The organism is Gardnerella sp. c17Ua_118, assembly GCF_055804255.1.
In genome coordinates, this window is record NZ_JANUYT010000001.1 from 1,287,096 (window position 1) to 1,303,466 (window position 16,371).

13 protein-coding genes are annotated in these 16,371 nt (G+C 41.7%); 11 read left to right on the plus strand and 2 right to left on the minus strand.

The features are described from left to right. From atpD to NYP69_RS05150, 5 genes are all read left to right on the plus strand, one after another. A complete protein-coding gene (atpD, locus tag NYP69_RS05130) occupies positions 1-1,488 on the plus strand; it encodes a F0F1 ATP synthase subunit beta (RefSeq protein WP_004133619.1) in 1,488 nt (495 codons plus the stop codon). Between the two features lie 2 nt (positions 1,489-1,490). Then, positions 1,491-1,805 (plus strand): F0F1 ATP synthase subunit epsilon, encoded by a 315-nt coding sequence (locus tag NYP69_RS05135; protein ID WP_473413006.1) that lies wholly within the window; start codon positions 1,491-1,493, stop codon positions 1,803-1,805. Positions 1,806-2,100: 295 nt separating this feature from the next. Next, a complete protein-coding gene (locus NYP69_RS05140) occupies positions 2,101-3,972 on the plus strand; it encodes a hypothetical protein (RefSeq protein ID WP_473410697.1) in 1,872 nt (623 codons plus the stop codon). A 342-nt stretch (positions 3,973-4,314) separates the two neighbouring features. Next, a complete protein-coding gene (locus NYP69_RS05145; RefSeq protein ID WP_263053128.1) occupies positions 4,315-4,626 on the plus strand; it encodes an Abi family protein in 312 nt (103 codons plus the stop codon). An 80-nt stretch (positions 4,627-4,706) separates the two neighbouring features. Next, complete coding sequence (locus NYP69_RS05150; protein WP_257983661.1) at positions 4,707-5,204, plus strand: Abi family protein; 498 nt, start codon at positions 4,707-4,709, stop codon at positions 5,202-5,204. A 139-nt stretch (positions 5,205-5,343) separates the two neighbouring features. Here the strand turns inward: NYP69_RS05150 and NYP69_RS05155 are convergent, their stop codons facing one another. Further along, complete coding sequence (locus NYP69_RS05155) at positions 5,344-5,646, minus strand: HigA family addiction module antitoxin (protein ID WP_473410698.1); 303 nt, start codon at positions 5,644-5,646, stop codon at positions 5,344-5,346. Then, the gene (locus NYP69_RS05160; RefSeq protein WP_020758781.1) at positions 5,618-5,905 is read right to left on the minus strand and encodes a type II toxin-antitoxin system RelE/ParE family toxin; all 288 of its coding nucleotides are present in this window, start codon (positions 5,903-5,905) and stop codon (positions 5,618-5,620) included. Before NYP69_RS05160 ends, NYP69_RS05155 begins: the two co-directional genes overlap by 29 nt. 296 nt (positions 5,906-6,201) lie before the next feature. Here NYP69_RS05160 and NYP69_RS05165 point away from each other — a divergent pair, with 296 nt between their 5' ends. From NYP69_RS05165 to NYP69_RS05190, 6 genes are all read left to right on the plus strand, one after another. Continuing rightward, positions 6,202-7,245, plus strand: coding sequence for an FAD:protein FMN transferase (locus tag NYP69_RS05165; RefSeq protein ID WP_473410699.1), 1,044 nt, complete (start codon positions 6,202-6,204; stop codon positions 7,243-7,245). A 244-nt stretch (positions 7,246-7,489) separates the two neighbouring features. Next, entirely contained in the window at positions 7,490-9,094 is a 1,605-nt protein-coding gene (locus NYP69_RS05170) for a type I restriction-modification system subunit M (protein WP_473410700.1), read from the plus strand. Next, on the plus strand, positions 9,091-10,233 hold the full coding sequence (locus NYP69_RS05175; RefSeq protein ID WP_020758068.1) for a restriction endonuclease subunit S: 1,143 nt from the start codon (positions 9,091-9,093) through the stop codon (positions 10,231-10,233). Before NYP69_RS05170 ends, NYP69_RS05175 begins: the two co-directional genes overlap by 4 nt. 38 nt (positions 10,234-10,271) lie before the next feature. Continuing rightward, complete coding sequence (locus NYP69_RS05180) at positions 10,272-13,583, plus strand: type I restriction endonuclease subunit R (protein WP_473410701.1); 3,312 nt, start codon at positions 10,272-10,274, stop codon at positions 13,581-13,583. A gap of 301 nt (positions 13,584-13,884) precedes the next feature. After that, the gene (locus tag NYP69_RS05185) at positions 13,885-15,660 is read left to right on the plus strand and encodes an FTR1 family iron permease (RefSeq protein WP_473413007.1); all 1,776 of its coding nucleotides are present in this window, start codon (positions 13,885-13,887) and stop codon (positions 15,658-15,660) included. Between the two features lie 74 nt (positions 15,661-15,734). Beyond that, positions 15,735-16,367, plus strand: a complete 633-nt coding sequence (locus NYP69_RS05190; protein ID WP_473410703.1) for an iron transporter — start codon at positions 15,735-15,737, stop codon at positions 16,365-16,367. Positions 16,368-16,371: the final 4 nt, after the last annotated feature.

Here is a 16,371-nt window from a genome sequence, read left to right on the forward strand (position 1 = left end):
ATGGCTGAAAATCAGACCACAGCACCTCCAGAAGATGCAAAGGAAAGCGACCCAACGGCTGGCCGCGTAACCCGTGTTCAGGGTTCCGTGATTGACGTTGAGTTCCCAGTTGGCTATCTTCCAGATATTTACAATGCTCTCAAGGTTGATATCAACACCGTTGGAAACACGGAGGGAGATACCGTCCACGAGATTACATTGGAAGTTGAGCAGCACCTTGGTGATTCAACTGTGCGAGCAGTGGCGCTTAAGCCTACGGACGGTTTGGTTCGCGGCGCTTTAGTTAGGGACACTGGCGGCCCAATTTCTGTGCCTGTTGGAGATGTTACAAAAGGTCACGTTTTTGACGTTACTGGCAATATTTTGAACGCTAAGCCAGGCGAGAATATTGAGGTGACTGAGCGTTGGCCAATCCACCGCAATCCACCTGCTTTCGATCAGCTTGAGTCTAAGACTCAAATGTTTGAAACGGGCATTAAGGTTATAGATTTGCTTACGCCTTACGTTCAGGGCGGAAAGATTGGTCTGTTCGGCGGCGCAGGCGTTGGTAAAACCGTGTTGATTCAGGAGATGATTCAGCGCGTTGCACAGAATCACGGCGGCGTGTCTGTGTTTGCTGGTGTTGGCGAACGTACTCGTGAGGGTAACGATTTGATTGGCGAAATGGCTGAGGCTGGCGTTTTGGAGAAGACGGCGCTTGTCTTTGGTCAGATGGATGAGCCTCCTGGGACTCGTCTTCGCGTGCCTCTTACCGCTTTGACTATGGCTGAATACTTCCGCGATGTGCAGAATCAGGATGTGTTGCTGTTTATCGACAACATCTTCCGCTTTACTCAGGCTGGTTCCGAGGTTTCTACGTTGCTTGGTCGTATGCCTTCTGCAGTTGGTTATCAGCCAAACTTGGCAGACGAGATGGGTGCGTTGCAGGAGCGTATTACTTCTACGCGCGGCCATTCTATTACGTCGCTTCAGGCTATTTACGTGCCTGCAGATGATTACACCGATCCTGCACCTGCAACAACGTTTACGCACTTGGATGCAACTACCGAGCTTTCGCGAGACATTGCAGCTAAGGGTATTTACCCAGCTGTGGATCCTTTGGCTTCTACTTCTAGAATTTTGGATCCTCGTTATGTTGGCCAGGCTCACTACGATTGCGCTAACCGCGTAAAGGCCATTTTGCAGCGTAATAAGGAGCTTCAAGACATCATCGCTTTGATTGGTATTGATGAGCTTGGTGAAGAAGATAAGACCACTGTGAGCCGCGCTCGTAAGATTGAGCAGTTCCTTGGTCAGAACTTCTACGTGGCCGAAAAGTTTACTGGCCGCCCAGGTTCTTATGTTCCAGCAGACGAGACGATTGAAGCGTTTACGCGCATTTGCGATGGCGTTTACGACGAGATCCCTGAGCAGGCGTTCTCTGGCATTGGTGGCATTGACGATCTTGAGCGTCGTTGGCACGATATGCAGCAAGAGTTTGGTGCGTGATTATGGCAGAAAAGCAAGTGAAAACGCTGCACGTTAGTGTGGTTGCAGCCAGGCATCCTGTTTGGGAAGGCGATGCTAAGTTTGTTGTTATTCCTTCTGTGAATGGCACAATGGGTGTTCTTCCTGGGCATGATGCTGTGCTTGCGTTGATTGATCACGGATTTGTAAAGGTTGACGATTTGCAAGGCGTTCGTCACGTTTTTAAGGTGACTGACGGCTTTTATTCCGTTGACAACGATCACATTACGATTGCTGTTGAGCATAGTTGCAATGTTGATAAAGACGGCAACGTTTTGCCTAATGCAAAAGTTATTTAGCCTGACTCTTACGGTTTTATAAGGCCTAAGTTTCATATATTGCAGGAGTTTGCGATTATTTATCGCGACTCCTGCTTTTGTTTTATCTGTTTTATCTGTTTTAGCGTTTGATCTGTTTTATTTCTGTTTCATCCCTGTTTATCTGTTATGGAAAGGTTATAACAATACATTAGGGGGGTAGGGTATCTGCATACTTTGTAATGATTTAATTTAAGCCTAAATTGAATCACTTATTGTGCTGTTTTAGCAAATAGGCTCTTCGCACGATGATTCGTGATGAGAGGAAAGGAAAAGTATGTTAAGTAAAAAAGCGATTGCCGCATTTGCAGCGGTAGCGACTTTTGTTTCGGGAATTGCGTTTGCAATGCCAGCGTTGGCTAATAGCGCGACTACAGTTCAAACGAATAGCGGTGGAGAATCTGCTAAGCATCCTTCTGTAGCGAAGCTCGAAAACCGTGTAAAAAACTCTGGTCTTCTTAAAAGTGAAATTGCTGAGCTTTTAGATTATGTTAGCAAGAATGCTTCAAAGGTTACTGGTCATGGTGACGGTAATGCTAGTGTTGTTAAGCATGTAGATGACACGATTGTTAAATATCGTGCTAGGCATCTCGACGTTATTGGTTTGCATGATCTTGCTAAGCAGATGCGTGAAGCTGGTGACTTCACGTCGGCGAAGAAAATTTTCTACGGTAGTAAAGATAAGCGCGATAATGCTCAAAGCGCATACGTTAATGGTAAAGCTGCTTTAGTTAAAAAAGCTAAAGATGAGGGTCTTACTTTAGTTGCTAACAAGATTAAAGAGTCTAATTACAGTTCTTTAGCTTCTTTGGAAAATTTGCTTAACGAAGCAGAGAAGTATGCTAAGGAAGACTTAATTAAGCAAGCAAAAGCTAAAGGTTTCAACTTTACTGCTACGCTTATGAGCAAAGCTGCGACTTTTAGTGGCGCTCGTGCTTTATTTAACGAAGCTCAAAAAACAATTACAGATAGTGCAATTAAAGGCATTGTAGACCTAGGGACATCAGAGGAAGATTTTCTTAAGGCTTTAAAAGCAAGTGGTAAAAGTGCTACGCCTTCCCAGATTGAATTCTTTAGAAAAGAATTGCAAAAGCGTCGCGATGGCCAAGAAAAATCTTATACTAATGCCGTTGAATTAGCTCAGCTAGTTAACACGGGAATGTTTACTGCTACTGGTGATGAAAAGACTGCTGTTGCAAAGTTCCTTGGAGTTGTAAATAGTTTTGGCAATAAGACTTTTGCTGACTTTACTACTGCTGAAGCAAATCAAGCTGGTGCTGCTGCCGTAGAATTTAATAATAAGATTTCTGTAAATCTTAAGAACGCTATTAAAAACTATAAGGTAGAAAAGGAAGATCTAGCTAAGCAAGCAGATGATCAAGGTTTCCACTTTATAGCTAATTTGATTCGTAACTCTAAGAAGTCTAGATTGGTTGCTTTAGAGAATCTTCTTGCGGAAGCTAAGAAGAGCAAGAATAGTGCGCGTGAAAAGAATCCAGGAGCTTCTGGTGATGTTCTCCCAGATAAGTCGGAAGATAAGTCTGGTGATAAGCCTGCAGAAAAAGCTCCATCTGCTCCATCTGTTTCCGATTCCAATGCTACTCAAGATTCTTCCACTAAGACTGAGTCTTCTGAGAAGACAGCTCAAGCTAAAGCCGTAGTTCCTGCGGCTCCTAAGAGTGTTAATGATCTTAAGCCAGAATTAAAAGGTACGCTAAAGGTTGGATTCAACAACAGTGTTGTTGCAGGTTCTGTGAACAAGGTTTTTGTGAACGTTAGCAACAAGGCGTTCCTTGATCGCTTGCATAGCGAGGGTTCTGTTAAGGCTTACGCGTTTATGTATTCCACTCCTAAGCTTTTGCGTAGCGTGGATGGTAGTGATTTTGTGACTGTTAAGCTTGGCGCTGATGGTGTTCCTTATTTTGATGCGCAATTCCCTGCTGGTTATTCTGGTAAGCATACTGTTGTTCTTGTGGATGAGCAGGGTAATCAGCTTGCTTGGACGGATATTACTGTTGCAAATAGTACGTCTGGCCAGGGTGATGGTAAGGGTGTTTTGCCTGTTACTGGTGCTGCTGGCGTTTTAGTGGCTTTTGCTGCTTTGATGTTTGCGGCTTCTGGTGCAGTGTTGCGTAAGGTGCGTAGCTAATTAATATTACTGCTACGTGTTAGCGCTAGTGTTTTAGGGCTTTCGCGTGTGTTCGCTTGCTTGTTTTCTTTCTTGCTTGCGTTCACACTCGAAGGCCCTTTTGTATTCTGTTTATTGCGTTCTGTTTATTATGTTTTGCGGCTTATGTGAATATCGTTTCACTTCGCAAAATTAAAAAATTTTCAAATTTGCGAAGTGGGATTTGCTCAGCGTTAAAGTGTGTGTATTTATCTACTTACTTATTCTTCCTGCTTTTCGTGTTCTTTCTTATACTTGAATCATTAAAGAAAAAATAAATAGTTTTATTAATTATTTGAATTATTTTTTGTGGATGGGGGTTTCATGTTAAAGACAGAACAACTTATAGATAAACTAAAAAATAAGGGTGTCACTTTTCAAGAATGTACAGTTGAGGATGCTATTTCATTTTTGAATGAGCATAATTATTATGTTAAAGTTACTGCCTACAAAGCCAATTTTCATAAGCATAATGGTAAATATGTGGGTCTTGATTTTATGGCTCTAAAAGATTTATCTATTATTGATATGTATTTAAGGCGTTGGATAATTGGCGCAAGTCTTAATGTGGAACATTCTTTAAAAGTTAATATATTAAAAAATATACAAGAAAAAATATTGATGAATTCAGTATAGTAAGTGAATATATCGCAGAGTATCCACGCATTACAACAGAGCTTGATAATAGACGTTCTACTGCGTATGTGAAGAATATATTGGGTAAATATACTCACCCTAATTATCCTATATATGTTTTTCTAGAAGTGATTCCATTTGGAGAATTTGTTAATTTTTACAAGTATTATTGTTCAAAGTATCAATACTGTGGATTTAATTGTACATTGCTGGATAGCATAAGAAGTATACGAAATGCTGCAGCTCATAGCAATTGTGTTATTCATGATTTAACGAATAAAGATGGTTTTTATAATAGTTATTTAGCTTCTAGACTTGTTGAATTATTGCCTGATGTAAGAAAAAGGACTATTCAAAATCGGTTGAAAAATAACTGTGTGCAAGATTTTATTTCGCTGCTTATTGCTGTAGATGATGTTATAAAGAGTGAGGATTTGAAGGATCATTGTTTGCAGGAAATCAAGGAATTGTTTGACGGTAGGATGATTAGTAATAAGGACTTGTATAAGTCATCTACATCACTGCAACAGATGTATGCTTTTTGTAAAGAGATTGTATATAATGTACAGCCATCATAGTAATTTATTAAATACGACTTGAAAACGGAAGTTTTGCGGGCGATGCATTTATGCGTCGCCCGATTTTTTTTTCTGCTTACCCAAAAATTTTCAACCTTGCGAAGTGGTATTTGCTCAGCATTAAAGCGTGTAAATCATGTTACGCCGAAACGAGTGGTGTTATGTTGCCGATGCTGGATTCGTCAAATCGCAAAATGTCGTAGTCTCGTTGAAGATTGAGCCAAAAATCTGGGGTAGTTCTAAAAGCTTTAGATAGCTTGTATGCCATTGCTACACTGATTTCGCGTCTGCCGTTTAAAATTTCTCCAATAGCTGTTTGCGATGTGCCGATAGTGTGAGCAAGCTTGTATGAGCTTATTTTAAGAGGTTCCATAAATTCTTCGCGCAAGATTTCGCCTGGAGTGCTCAAATAGTTATCTGTGGTAGTCGTCGAAGTAGACATCGTAAGCTTCTTTCGTATTATCGTTCCATTTGAAGATTAGTCTGTACTGTTTATTTACTCTTATGCTCCAATACCCAAGTAAATTGCCTTTGAGTGGCTCAAGTTGATTCCCTGGTGGCGCTTTAAGGTCTTGTAAATTGTATGCAGCCTTTAGTATCTGTAGCTTTCTCTTTAGGATTTTTTCTAATCCTGTTGGATAACCTTTGGGGTATGATCCGCCGTATAGGTAATCATTAAGTTCCTTTTCTCTGGTTTCCATAAAACTATGGTAATGCATTGCGTTACTAACGTCAAGCGTTAGTGTTGCTTGAATAGTGGACACGTGATGTTGCCAATGCTTCCGATGTTTCTATAGTGCGTTTTTGCGAAAATGTAGGTATAGATGAGTATTTTTTGCGTGCTATGCCTTCATTTTGCCAAAATGTAGGTATAGAATGCGACTTCCTGTAAACCATGACGACATTTTGCTGTTTTGTGGCTTTTTTGGAGGGGGGGGGGTATTGTTGTGGTTTTTTATGATTGATAAAGTGTTTGATGTTGGGAGTGAGGCAAGCGATGTTTAGGAACGTTGTGGCGATTGAGCGCGCACTTGGCACGGGGATTATTATCTCTAGCAGCGTGCCGATTTCGCAGCGCGTGCAGAAGCGGATTCGCGATTTTATTGAAGAGTATGAATCGGTGCTTTCGCGCTTTCGTGCGGATTCGCTTGTTTCGCGCATGGCTCGTGCGGAGCATGGCGGCGAGTTTGAGTTTCCAGCATGGGCTGGGCCACTCTTTGCACTTTATAGCGAGTTTTACGATGCCACTCGCGGTGCTTTCGACGCGTGCATCGGCGGGGATCTGCTTGCGCTTGGCTACAATAATTCTGTGCAATTCGTTCCAGAGTCGGCATCTAGCGCGAGTGATGATAGTGACAGTTGGTCTAACTATCGCCGCGCTCTTCCAGTTACGTGGTCGGATATTTCGCAAGATAGCGGCAGTGCAACGCTTTGCACAAATCAGCCAGTGCAGCTTGATTTTGGTGCAGCTGGAAAGGGCTATTTTGTAGATCTCGTAACACAGATTATTAAAGAGGAGCTTGGTAGTGATTCGCCTGCGGATAGCGATTCGCATGCGGATTTTGATTTTCTTGTAAACGCTGGCGGAGATATGCGCGCTTGTTTTAGCGAAGAGAATGATCAAATAAAAGTGGCTCTGGAAAATCCGTTTGACACAACTCAAGCAGTTGGAGTGGCATCAATCGCAAGCGGAGCGTTGTGTGCATCGTCTAGTGCAAGAAAGCGTTGGAAAGTAAAAGAAGCAAGTTGCTTAGGCAAAGATGCAAGTGGCTTTGAGTCTAATTTAATTGCGACTCACTTGATTAATGCGCTTGACGGCATTCCTGCTTTCGATTTATGCGCCAGCTGGGTTTATATTCCTGCTAAAACTTGCGATTTTCCAACAGCTTACGCCGATGCGCTCGCAACGGCATTGTTTGTATCGCAAGAAAGCGATTTGCAAAAAATCGTGCAAACTACCAGTGCTGAGTTTGCTGTAATCTCGCCAAATCATGCGCTTCGCAAAACGCGTGCATTCCCAGTGCACTTTTTTGCCGAATGATGCTGAGTAATGCGGACTAATGCTGAATAATGCCAACTAATGCCCAATAATGACTATGCGAGCTATCTTGCTTGCAAGAATCGAAGCTAGGCTAAGCGATGCGAGTGGCGTTGCTGTTGATTGTGCGCGTTTACAGTAGAATATTAAAGAACGCGTATTTAGTTTATTTAATTATTGCGTTTATTTATATATTGCGCATACGCTTGCACGAATTGCGCGAATTGCACGAATAGGGAGCAGTAAAATGGACACTCGCAAAGAAGAAGAACGCGCGGAATTGCATCGCACGATTTGGAAGATTGCCGACGATTTGCGAGGTTCCGTTGATGGTTGGGACTTCAAAGCATACGTATTGTGCACTATGTTTTATCGCTATATTTCCGAGAATTTATGCGATTACATCAATAAAAACGAGCATGAATCTGAAGGCGGCGATCCAGACTTTGATTATGCAAAAATAAGCGATGAAGATGCCGAGCCTCTTCGCAGTGAGATGATTTCTGCTAAAGGCTTCTTTATACTTCCTAGCGAGCTGTTTTGCAATGTGCTTAAGAATGCTCCTCAAGATAGCAATCTAAACGAAACGTTGAGCCGCGTGTTCCGCAATATTGAAGCTTCTTCTCAAGGAACTGATTCGTCTGACGATTTTAAGGGATTATTCTCCGATTACGATGTGAATAATATTAAGCTTGCAGATACTGTTGAAGGCAGAAATAAGCGTTTTGTTAGGTTATTGCAAGTTATTAGTGAGATGAAGCTTGGTAGTGTAAACAACAACGTGATTGAGGCTTTTGGTGATGCTTACGAGTATTTAATGGGCTTGTACGCTTCTAACGCTGGCAAGTCTGGTGGCGAATACTTTACGCCTGCAGAAGTTTCAATGCTGCTCACGCGCCTTGGAACCATTGGAAAATCAAGCATTTCAGACGTATATGACCCCGCATGCGGTTCTGGCTCGCTTCTTTTAAAAGCCAAAAAAGTGCTAGGCATTGAAAACATTAATGGCGGTTTTTACGGTCAAGAAAAGAACGTTACTAGCTACAACTTGTGCCGCATGAACATGTTTTTGCACGATGTGAATTTTGATAAGTTTACTATTACGTGCGGCGATACTCTTATAAAGCCGAAAAACGAGGATAATAAAAAGTTTGAGCTAGTTGTTTCTAATCCGCCTTATTCTACGAGTTGGGAGGGGGATTCTAATCCGTTGATGATTAACGATCCTCGTTTTGCTCCAGCTGGTGTGCTTGCTCCAAAAAGCAAGGCAGACATGGCGTTTGTGTTGCACTGCTTGGCGTATTTGGCGGAAAACGGTGCTGCTGCTATTGTTTGCTTCCCTGGGATTATGTACCGCGGCGGAGCCGAGCAAAAGATTCGCCAATATTTAGTTGAGCATAATGCTGTTGATTGCGTGATTCAACTTCCGAGCAACTTATTCTTTGGCACTTCGATTGCTACGTGCATTATGGTTTTGCGCAAAAACAAGCGGAATGATACTTCTATATTGTTTGTTGATGCGAGCCGAGAGTTTGTAAAGTCAACGAATAGTAACAAGCTTTCGGACGAGAACATTGAGCAGATTGTTAAGTGGTACACTGCTAGGCAAGATGTGGAGCACATTGCGCACGTAGCGTCTTTGGAAGAAGTGGAATCCAATAAATACAATCTTTCCGTCTCCACTTATGTTGAAGCGGAAGATACTCGCGAGAAGATTGATATTGCGGAGCTTAATGCGCAATTGCAAACTATTTGCGCTCGTGAGCAAGAGTTACGCGAGCAAATTGAGAAGATTGTAAGCGAGATTGAAGCTGGCAGCGTTAACTTTGATAATAGCGAGGTGGCTCAATGACTAGCAAACTTGAGGAATTAATCGCTGAGCTTTGCCCGAATGGTGTGGAGTATAAGGCACTAAGTGATGTGTCTGATATGAAGCGCGGCACGACTGTTACAAAAAAGAGTGTTAATCCTGGTGATATTCCTGTGATTTCTGGCGGTCGCGAACCAGCTTATTATTGTGATATTTCTAATAGGAACGGCGAAACTATCACTGTTGCTGGCAGTGGTGCAGGTGCTGGATTTGTGCAATATTGGGATAAACCTATTTTTGTTTGCGATGCTTTTTCTGTTAAGGGTGTAAATGATTTAACATTAACTAAGTTTTTGTATTATGTTTTGCTTAGTAAGCAGGAAGCTATTTATGCTACGAAAAAAGGCGGCGGCGTACCACATGTGCATATTTCAAGCATAAAAGATTTTGAAATCCCAGTTCCGCCGCTTGAGGTTCAAGCGGAGATTGTGCGGATTTTAGACACGTTCACAGAGCTTACAGCAGAGCTTACAGCAGAGCTTACAGACCGTAAAAAGCAATACGAGTATTATCGCGATACCTTGCTCACTTTTAACGATAATAATCCTCTACACTCGCTTATCTCGCGCTACTGCCCAAACGGTGTGGAGTATAAAAAACTCGGTGATATTGCTTTTATTTCAACTGGCAGTAAATTAAGTGATATTCAAGAATCACCTTCTTTGTATGAATATATTAATGCTGGAACTACTAATTCTGGATATTCATTAGATTGGAATTGTGATGGGGATGTGGTGACAACGCCTTCTAGAGGTCAAGGTGGTATTGGTTATGTTGGGTATCAAAAAAATAAGTTTTGGCTTGGACCTTTATGTTATAAAATCGCTGGAAATGCTGACTTTGTATTAAATAAATATCTGTATTATTGCTTGTCAAATAATTCGTATGCAATATTGTCTCTTAAGAAAGATGGCGGAGTTCCTGCAATTAACAAGTCTGACTTGGAGGAGTTAGTTCTCCCCATCCCGCCTCTAGAAGTACAGAATCAAATCGTACAAATTCTGGATCGCTTTGACGCATTGTGCAATGATCTAACTCAAGGCTTGCCTGCAGAAATCGAAGCTAGACGCAAGCAATACGAGTATTATCGAGATCAACTCCTAACCTTCAAGCGTGCGTAATTAAAAATTCGAGTGTGAGTAGATAAGAAGGAAGCAAAATGAAAATCGTGTTAGAGAATCAAGATAGCACTGTAATGTCTACATTTACGCCGAGCGCGCGCAATAACGGCAACTATCAAAGCGAAGCGCAACTCGAAGAAGAGTTCATTAACATTTTGCAATCCCAAGGCTACGAGTATGCTCACATTCACAACGAGAAAGATCTTATAGCAAATCTTCGCGTGCAAATCGAAAAGCTCAACGACTACCATTTTTCAAATGATGAGTGGGAAAGATTTTTCAAAGAAAATATTGCAAACAGCACTGACGATATAGTTAAGAAAACAGATACTATTCAGCGAGATAACGTTAAAATACTCAAAAAAGATGACGGCACAGATAAGAACATTACTATTATTGACAAAGAAAATATTCACAAGAATATTGTGCAAGTAATCAACCAGTATGCTGTTAACGCAAACGATAGTGCAAACAATAATGCAAACGATAATGATGCAAATGGCCCTGCTCGTAGCAATCGTTACGATGTGACTGTTTTAGTAAACGGCTTGCCAATGGTTCACATTGAGCTAAAGCGCAGAGGTGTGCCTATTAGAGAAGCGTTCAATCAAATTAACCGTTATGCTCGTGACTCATTTTGGGCTGGAAGCGGACTATTTGGATACGTGCAAATTTTCGTAATCTCAAACGGCACTGAAACAAAGTATTACTCCAACTCAACTCGCAATAATGCTTACAACGAGCAGAAAAGCAAAGGATCTAGCAACACAACAACAAGTAACAGTTTTGAATTTACAAACTATTGGTCCGATGCTCAAAACACTATAATCTCCGACTTATGCGATTTTGCTAGAACATTCTTTGCAAAGCACGTAATTCTTAACATTCTTACAAAATATTGCGTTTTTAATGCAGACAAATGCTTGATGGTAATGCGACCATACCAGATTACTGCAGCAGAAAACATAGTGAATCGCGTAAAATACATGTTTGCTAATGCGAGCAAAACGCCAGCATCAGAGCGTCAAAAGGGCGGCTATATTTGGCATACTACTGGATCTGGCAAAACGCTAACTAGCTTCAAAACATCGCAGCTAGTAAAAGCGTTAAAAGACGCAGAAGGCAAGAATCTTGTTGACAAAGTTTTGTTTGTTGTAGACCGTAAAGATCTTGACTATCAAACAATGAGAGAATACGACAGGTTTGAAAAAGGAGCCGCAAATAGTAACACTTCAACATCTGTGCTTACAAAACAGCTAGAAGACAATACGGAAGAATGCAGGCTTATTATAACCACTATTCAAAAGCTTAGTAGGTTTATAAGCAACAACCCAAGCCATGAAATTTACAAAAAGCGCATAGTGTTTATTTTTGACGAATGCCACAGAAGTCAGTTTGGAGGCATGCATGCAGATATTGTAAAACACTTTAAAAATGCTCTGCTTTTTGGGTTTACTGGCACGCCAATTTTTGAAGCGAACGCTGCTGGCTCCGACGCTGCGCATATTTCTACAACCGAGCAAACCTTTGGACCGTGCTTGCACACGTACACAATCATTAACGCGATTAACGATAAAAATGTGTTGCCATTCCGCGTGGAATACGTTGCTACTGTAAAAACGTCGAGCGAGCTGGAAAAAGCAACCGACGAATTGGTTAAAGATATTAATCGATCAGATGTAATTAAGCACCCGGAGCGCGTGCATAATGTTGTTCAATACATTATTGAGCATTTTACTCAAAAAACGTATCGCAACGAGAAAACTTACAAATACAAGCGCATTATTAACGTTAAAGAACTTGCTGCAGATAAGCATAATACTTTAGATGCTAAAAAATCTTCTGAAGCAGTTGACGTAAACGGATTTAATTCAATCTTTGCTGTTGCAGACATTCCTCTTGCAAAAGCGTATTACAACGAGTTCAAAAAGCAGCAGCAAAATCTGCCTCCAAGCGAACGCTTAAAAGTAGCAACTATTTTTAGCTATGCAGTAAACGAGGGTGAGTCAGATTCTTCGGCGTACGCCAACGGCATGGGTTCTCTTGGAGAAGAAAATTCAGAAAGCACGGCAAATCTAGACGCAAATTCGCAAGAATTCTTGGAAAGTGCAATAAAAGACTATAACGAAATGTTTAATACTGCGTATGATGCGTCAAATAACAAATTCCAAAACTATTACAAAGACGTTTCAATTCGCATGAAAAATAAGGAAATTGACGTTTTGATTGTAGTCAACATGTTTCTAACTGGTTTTGATGCAACAACTTTGAACACGCTTTGGGTAGATAAAAATCTTCGCATGCATGGGCTTATTCAAGCGTTTTCGCGCACAAATCGAATCTTAAACTCCGTTAAAACATTCGGAAACATTGTGTGCTTTAGGGATTTGAGTTATAGAGTTGACGAAGCGGTAGCTCTTTTTGGAGATAAAGATGCGCAAGGTATTGTGCTATGCCCTACGTTTGAGCAGATTTATAACGGTTATATTGATGCTAAAGGAATTGAGCGTTGTGGATACAGCGATTTAGTAAATGAGCTTATGGAAAAGTATCCGCTGCAAGGATTCAACATTGTTGGAGAAGAGAATCAGAAAAAGTTTATATCGCTTTTTGGTAATATACTGCGATTGCGTAATATGCTGAAAGCTTTCGATCAATTTGAAGGCAACGAAATAATCAAAGAGCGCGATATGCAAGATTACTTGGGGCATTACCAGGATTTGCATGAAGAGTGGAAGCGCAAAGAGCAAAAAGGCGAGATTGCAGACATTACGGATGACGTTGTGTTTGAGATGGAGCTTGTGCGCCAAGTAGAAGTAAATATTGACTACATTTTGATGTTAGTAGAACATTACCATAGCAAGCATTGTAAAGATAAAAATGTTCTTGCTTCTATTAGGGTGGCGGTTGACTCTAGCCCGCAGTTGCGTAGTAAAAAGAAGCTTATTGAAGGGTTTATTGCGCAGCTTAACGAGAATGAGCTTGGGAATCTTGTGGATTCTGAAGGTAACATTACCGTTTACGATTCTAACGGCAACAAGTTGAGCATTGTTGATTGCTGGAGCGAGTATGTTGAGAAAAAGTATAATCATGATTTGGCGCAACTCGTGCAAAGCGAAGGATTAAACGATGCTTTGACTCGCAAGTTTATGGAGAAATCTTTTAGCGCTGGCGAAGTGAGTGAGCTTGGTACAGATATTAATGATTTAATGCCTAGAATGAGCAGATTTGGCGCTGCGGCTAAGGCGCGCGCTGAGAAGAAAAGTCGCATTGTAGAAAGTATGAGAAACATGTTTAATGAGTTTGTTGGGCTTATTGGCTTTTCTCAATATGATTCGCAAAAAGATTGATAATTATCGTTATCAATATCATTTTTGTAATATTTGCGAGTTTTTTGCTCTGAACTATATCAATCTACTTGATATATCGATATTATGTTGATGGGGTTACTTGCGAGGCGACTTCAAATATAACAAAACAGAACAACCGCGTAGAAATCGCCAAAAAATTTGAACGATTAAAACTGAAGACTAAAAACTGAAGCTAAAACTTAAAGATAAAAGCTGCAGATAAAACTAAAAAATAGGACGAAAATAAAAGAAGTTGGGTGCGCTCGATGGGGATTAGAGCCAAAGGAGATATGGAGACATTATGCACGCGTGTGCAAAAGCGCGCCAAAAAGCACGGCAAGTGTATGCATTTTTACTTGCTATATGCGTTTTTGTAAGTTGCGCAATAGGGTTTGCTGGGTTTGCTGGGTTTGCTGGGTTTGCTGGTGTTGCTGGGCTTGCTGGACTAATCGCAGCTCCAACGCCTGCTTATGCTACGGATGCCAATAAAACATACAACACTTGGTCGGAAGTTTCTTTAGCTATTAAAGATCAGCTAGAACAAGGCAAAAGCGAGTATGCAAACGCAAATATGGCAGGAGCAGCAACCAGGTTTCAAGCTGCATACAACTCTGTTTATGTAGCTTCAAACATGATTACAGTTGTGCGAGATGCGATTAGTCAGAATAAAGTCCAATCGCAAAGTGACCAATTCCAACAGTTACAAACGCTGGTATATCAACAAAATCAGGCCGCGCAAATTAGTGAAGTTGTATCTGCTCTAGAAGCAGACGTTGCGCAAACCGCATCTCAATTAGACTCAAACGCAAATCTAGATAAGCCGAATGTTTATGCATCCAAATTGCGTGCGCAAATCGCAAAAGAACGCAAAAAGCTCGATGCTGCAAAAAAGAAGAATCTTGGACGAAACGGCAGAACTTGGAGTCAAGTAGCGCGAGAAATGAACGTTATACTCGACAAATCTGCATCAACGTATAAAGCAGCAAAAGCAAATAAGCAAGAAGTTGCAAAAGCTGTTGATTTAGTGAACGAAGCCTATTACCAGTATTACGAAAAGCTCGGTTTCGAGAAGAACGTTATGAACGCAATAAGCGGAAGCCGAGTAAGCACTGTTGAATATCAATTCAAAGAGTGCAGGCAAGCTATGAACAATGGCAAATCATTTGCGCAAACAAAAAAGCTGTTTACAGATCTTAAGTCAATGCTTATTGAAGATGCATCTAAGCTAGACGGCGGTGCGGCGGCTAATGCCAATGTGTTTATGCAATTTATAACAAGCTCCTTTGGTCAGGCTTTTATAATTTTGCTTCGCGAAGGGTTGGAAGCTCTGCTAGTTGTTGCTGCAATAATCGCGTATCTTATTAAATCTGGGCACAAGAGCATGGTTAAGTACATTTACATGGGTCTTGTTGCTGGAATTGCGGCATCGCTTGTTGTTGCTGCGCTATTTGGATTGTTATTCAATGGCTCTGGACCGCAGCAAGAGATTACGGAAGGCGTTGTGGCGCTGTTTGCAATGCTTATGCTGCTGTACACAAGTAATTGGATGATTTCAAGATCTTCTGTGCAAGCTTGGAACGAGTATATTCGCAACCAAACAACGGCAGCCGTTTCTAAAGGCAGCCTGATTTCTCTAGCGTTGCTAAGCTTCCTAGCAGTGTTTCGCGAAGGTGCAGAAACCGTAATCTTCTACCAAGCGATTTTTGCTGTATCAAGCGGAGCTGACTCCATGATTTGGGGCGGATTCGTGGCTGCAGCTGCTGTTCTAGTTGTAATCTTCTTACTGATTCGCTTTGCGTCTGTGCGCATACCGATTCGCCCATTCTTTGCAGGAACAAGCGCGCTTATGTGCATTTTAGTGGTGATTTTTGCTGGCGGAGGTGTGCATGCGCTTATAGAGGGCGATGCGCTCGCTGGCGCGTATATTCAAGGCTTGCCAACTAACGATTGGCTTGGATTCTATCCGTACGTTGAAACGATTTCGGCGCAAGTCGTAGCTGCAATCGTAGTTGTTGCGCTGTTGTGTGTGAGTTTTGTGCGCGCGCGAAAATCGCAAGCAACCGTTGGCAACAGTTAACGGATAAGTCAAAACTAAAAATCAAAACTAAAAATCAAGCAATAATAAACAATAACTAATAGAAAAGGTTAGATATGAAGAATAAAAAGATGATGGCAATTGCAGCCTTAGCGCTGGCAGGAATGCTAACACTCACTGGTTGCGGTGCAAACGGAAACGCGGCAAAATCTGCTGCTAAGACACAAGCATCCGAGCAAAAGGCTGACGATAAGGGCGGAGACAAGGGCTTTGAAGAGGTTCCAGTTGGACCTCACCAAGACCAGAACATTGGCCCGCTTACGATTGGCGCTGTGTACTTCCAGCCAGTCGACATGGTTCCAGCAGGCATGGGCTTAAAGGCAAGCGAGGCAAGCTTCCACCTTGAGGCAGATATTCACGCAAACAAGAAAGGTGCACAGCTTGGCTACGGAAAGGGCGAGTTTATTCCAGATTTGACTGTGAATTATCAAATTATTGATAAGGCGAGCGGCGACGCTGTTGTAAAGGGCACGTTTATGCAAATGAACGCTTCCGACGGCCCACACTACGGTGCAAATGTTAAGCTCGATAAGGCTGGAAACTACAAGTTAGTGCTTTCTGTTGAATCGCCAGAAAAGAAGGGCTGGATGCTTCACGTAGATCCTGCTACGGGCGTGACTGGCCGATTCTGGACTGAGCCAATTACCGCTACATTCGACGATTGGAAGTACACTCCACGTCAGTGGTAATTTT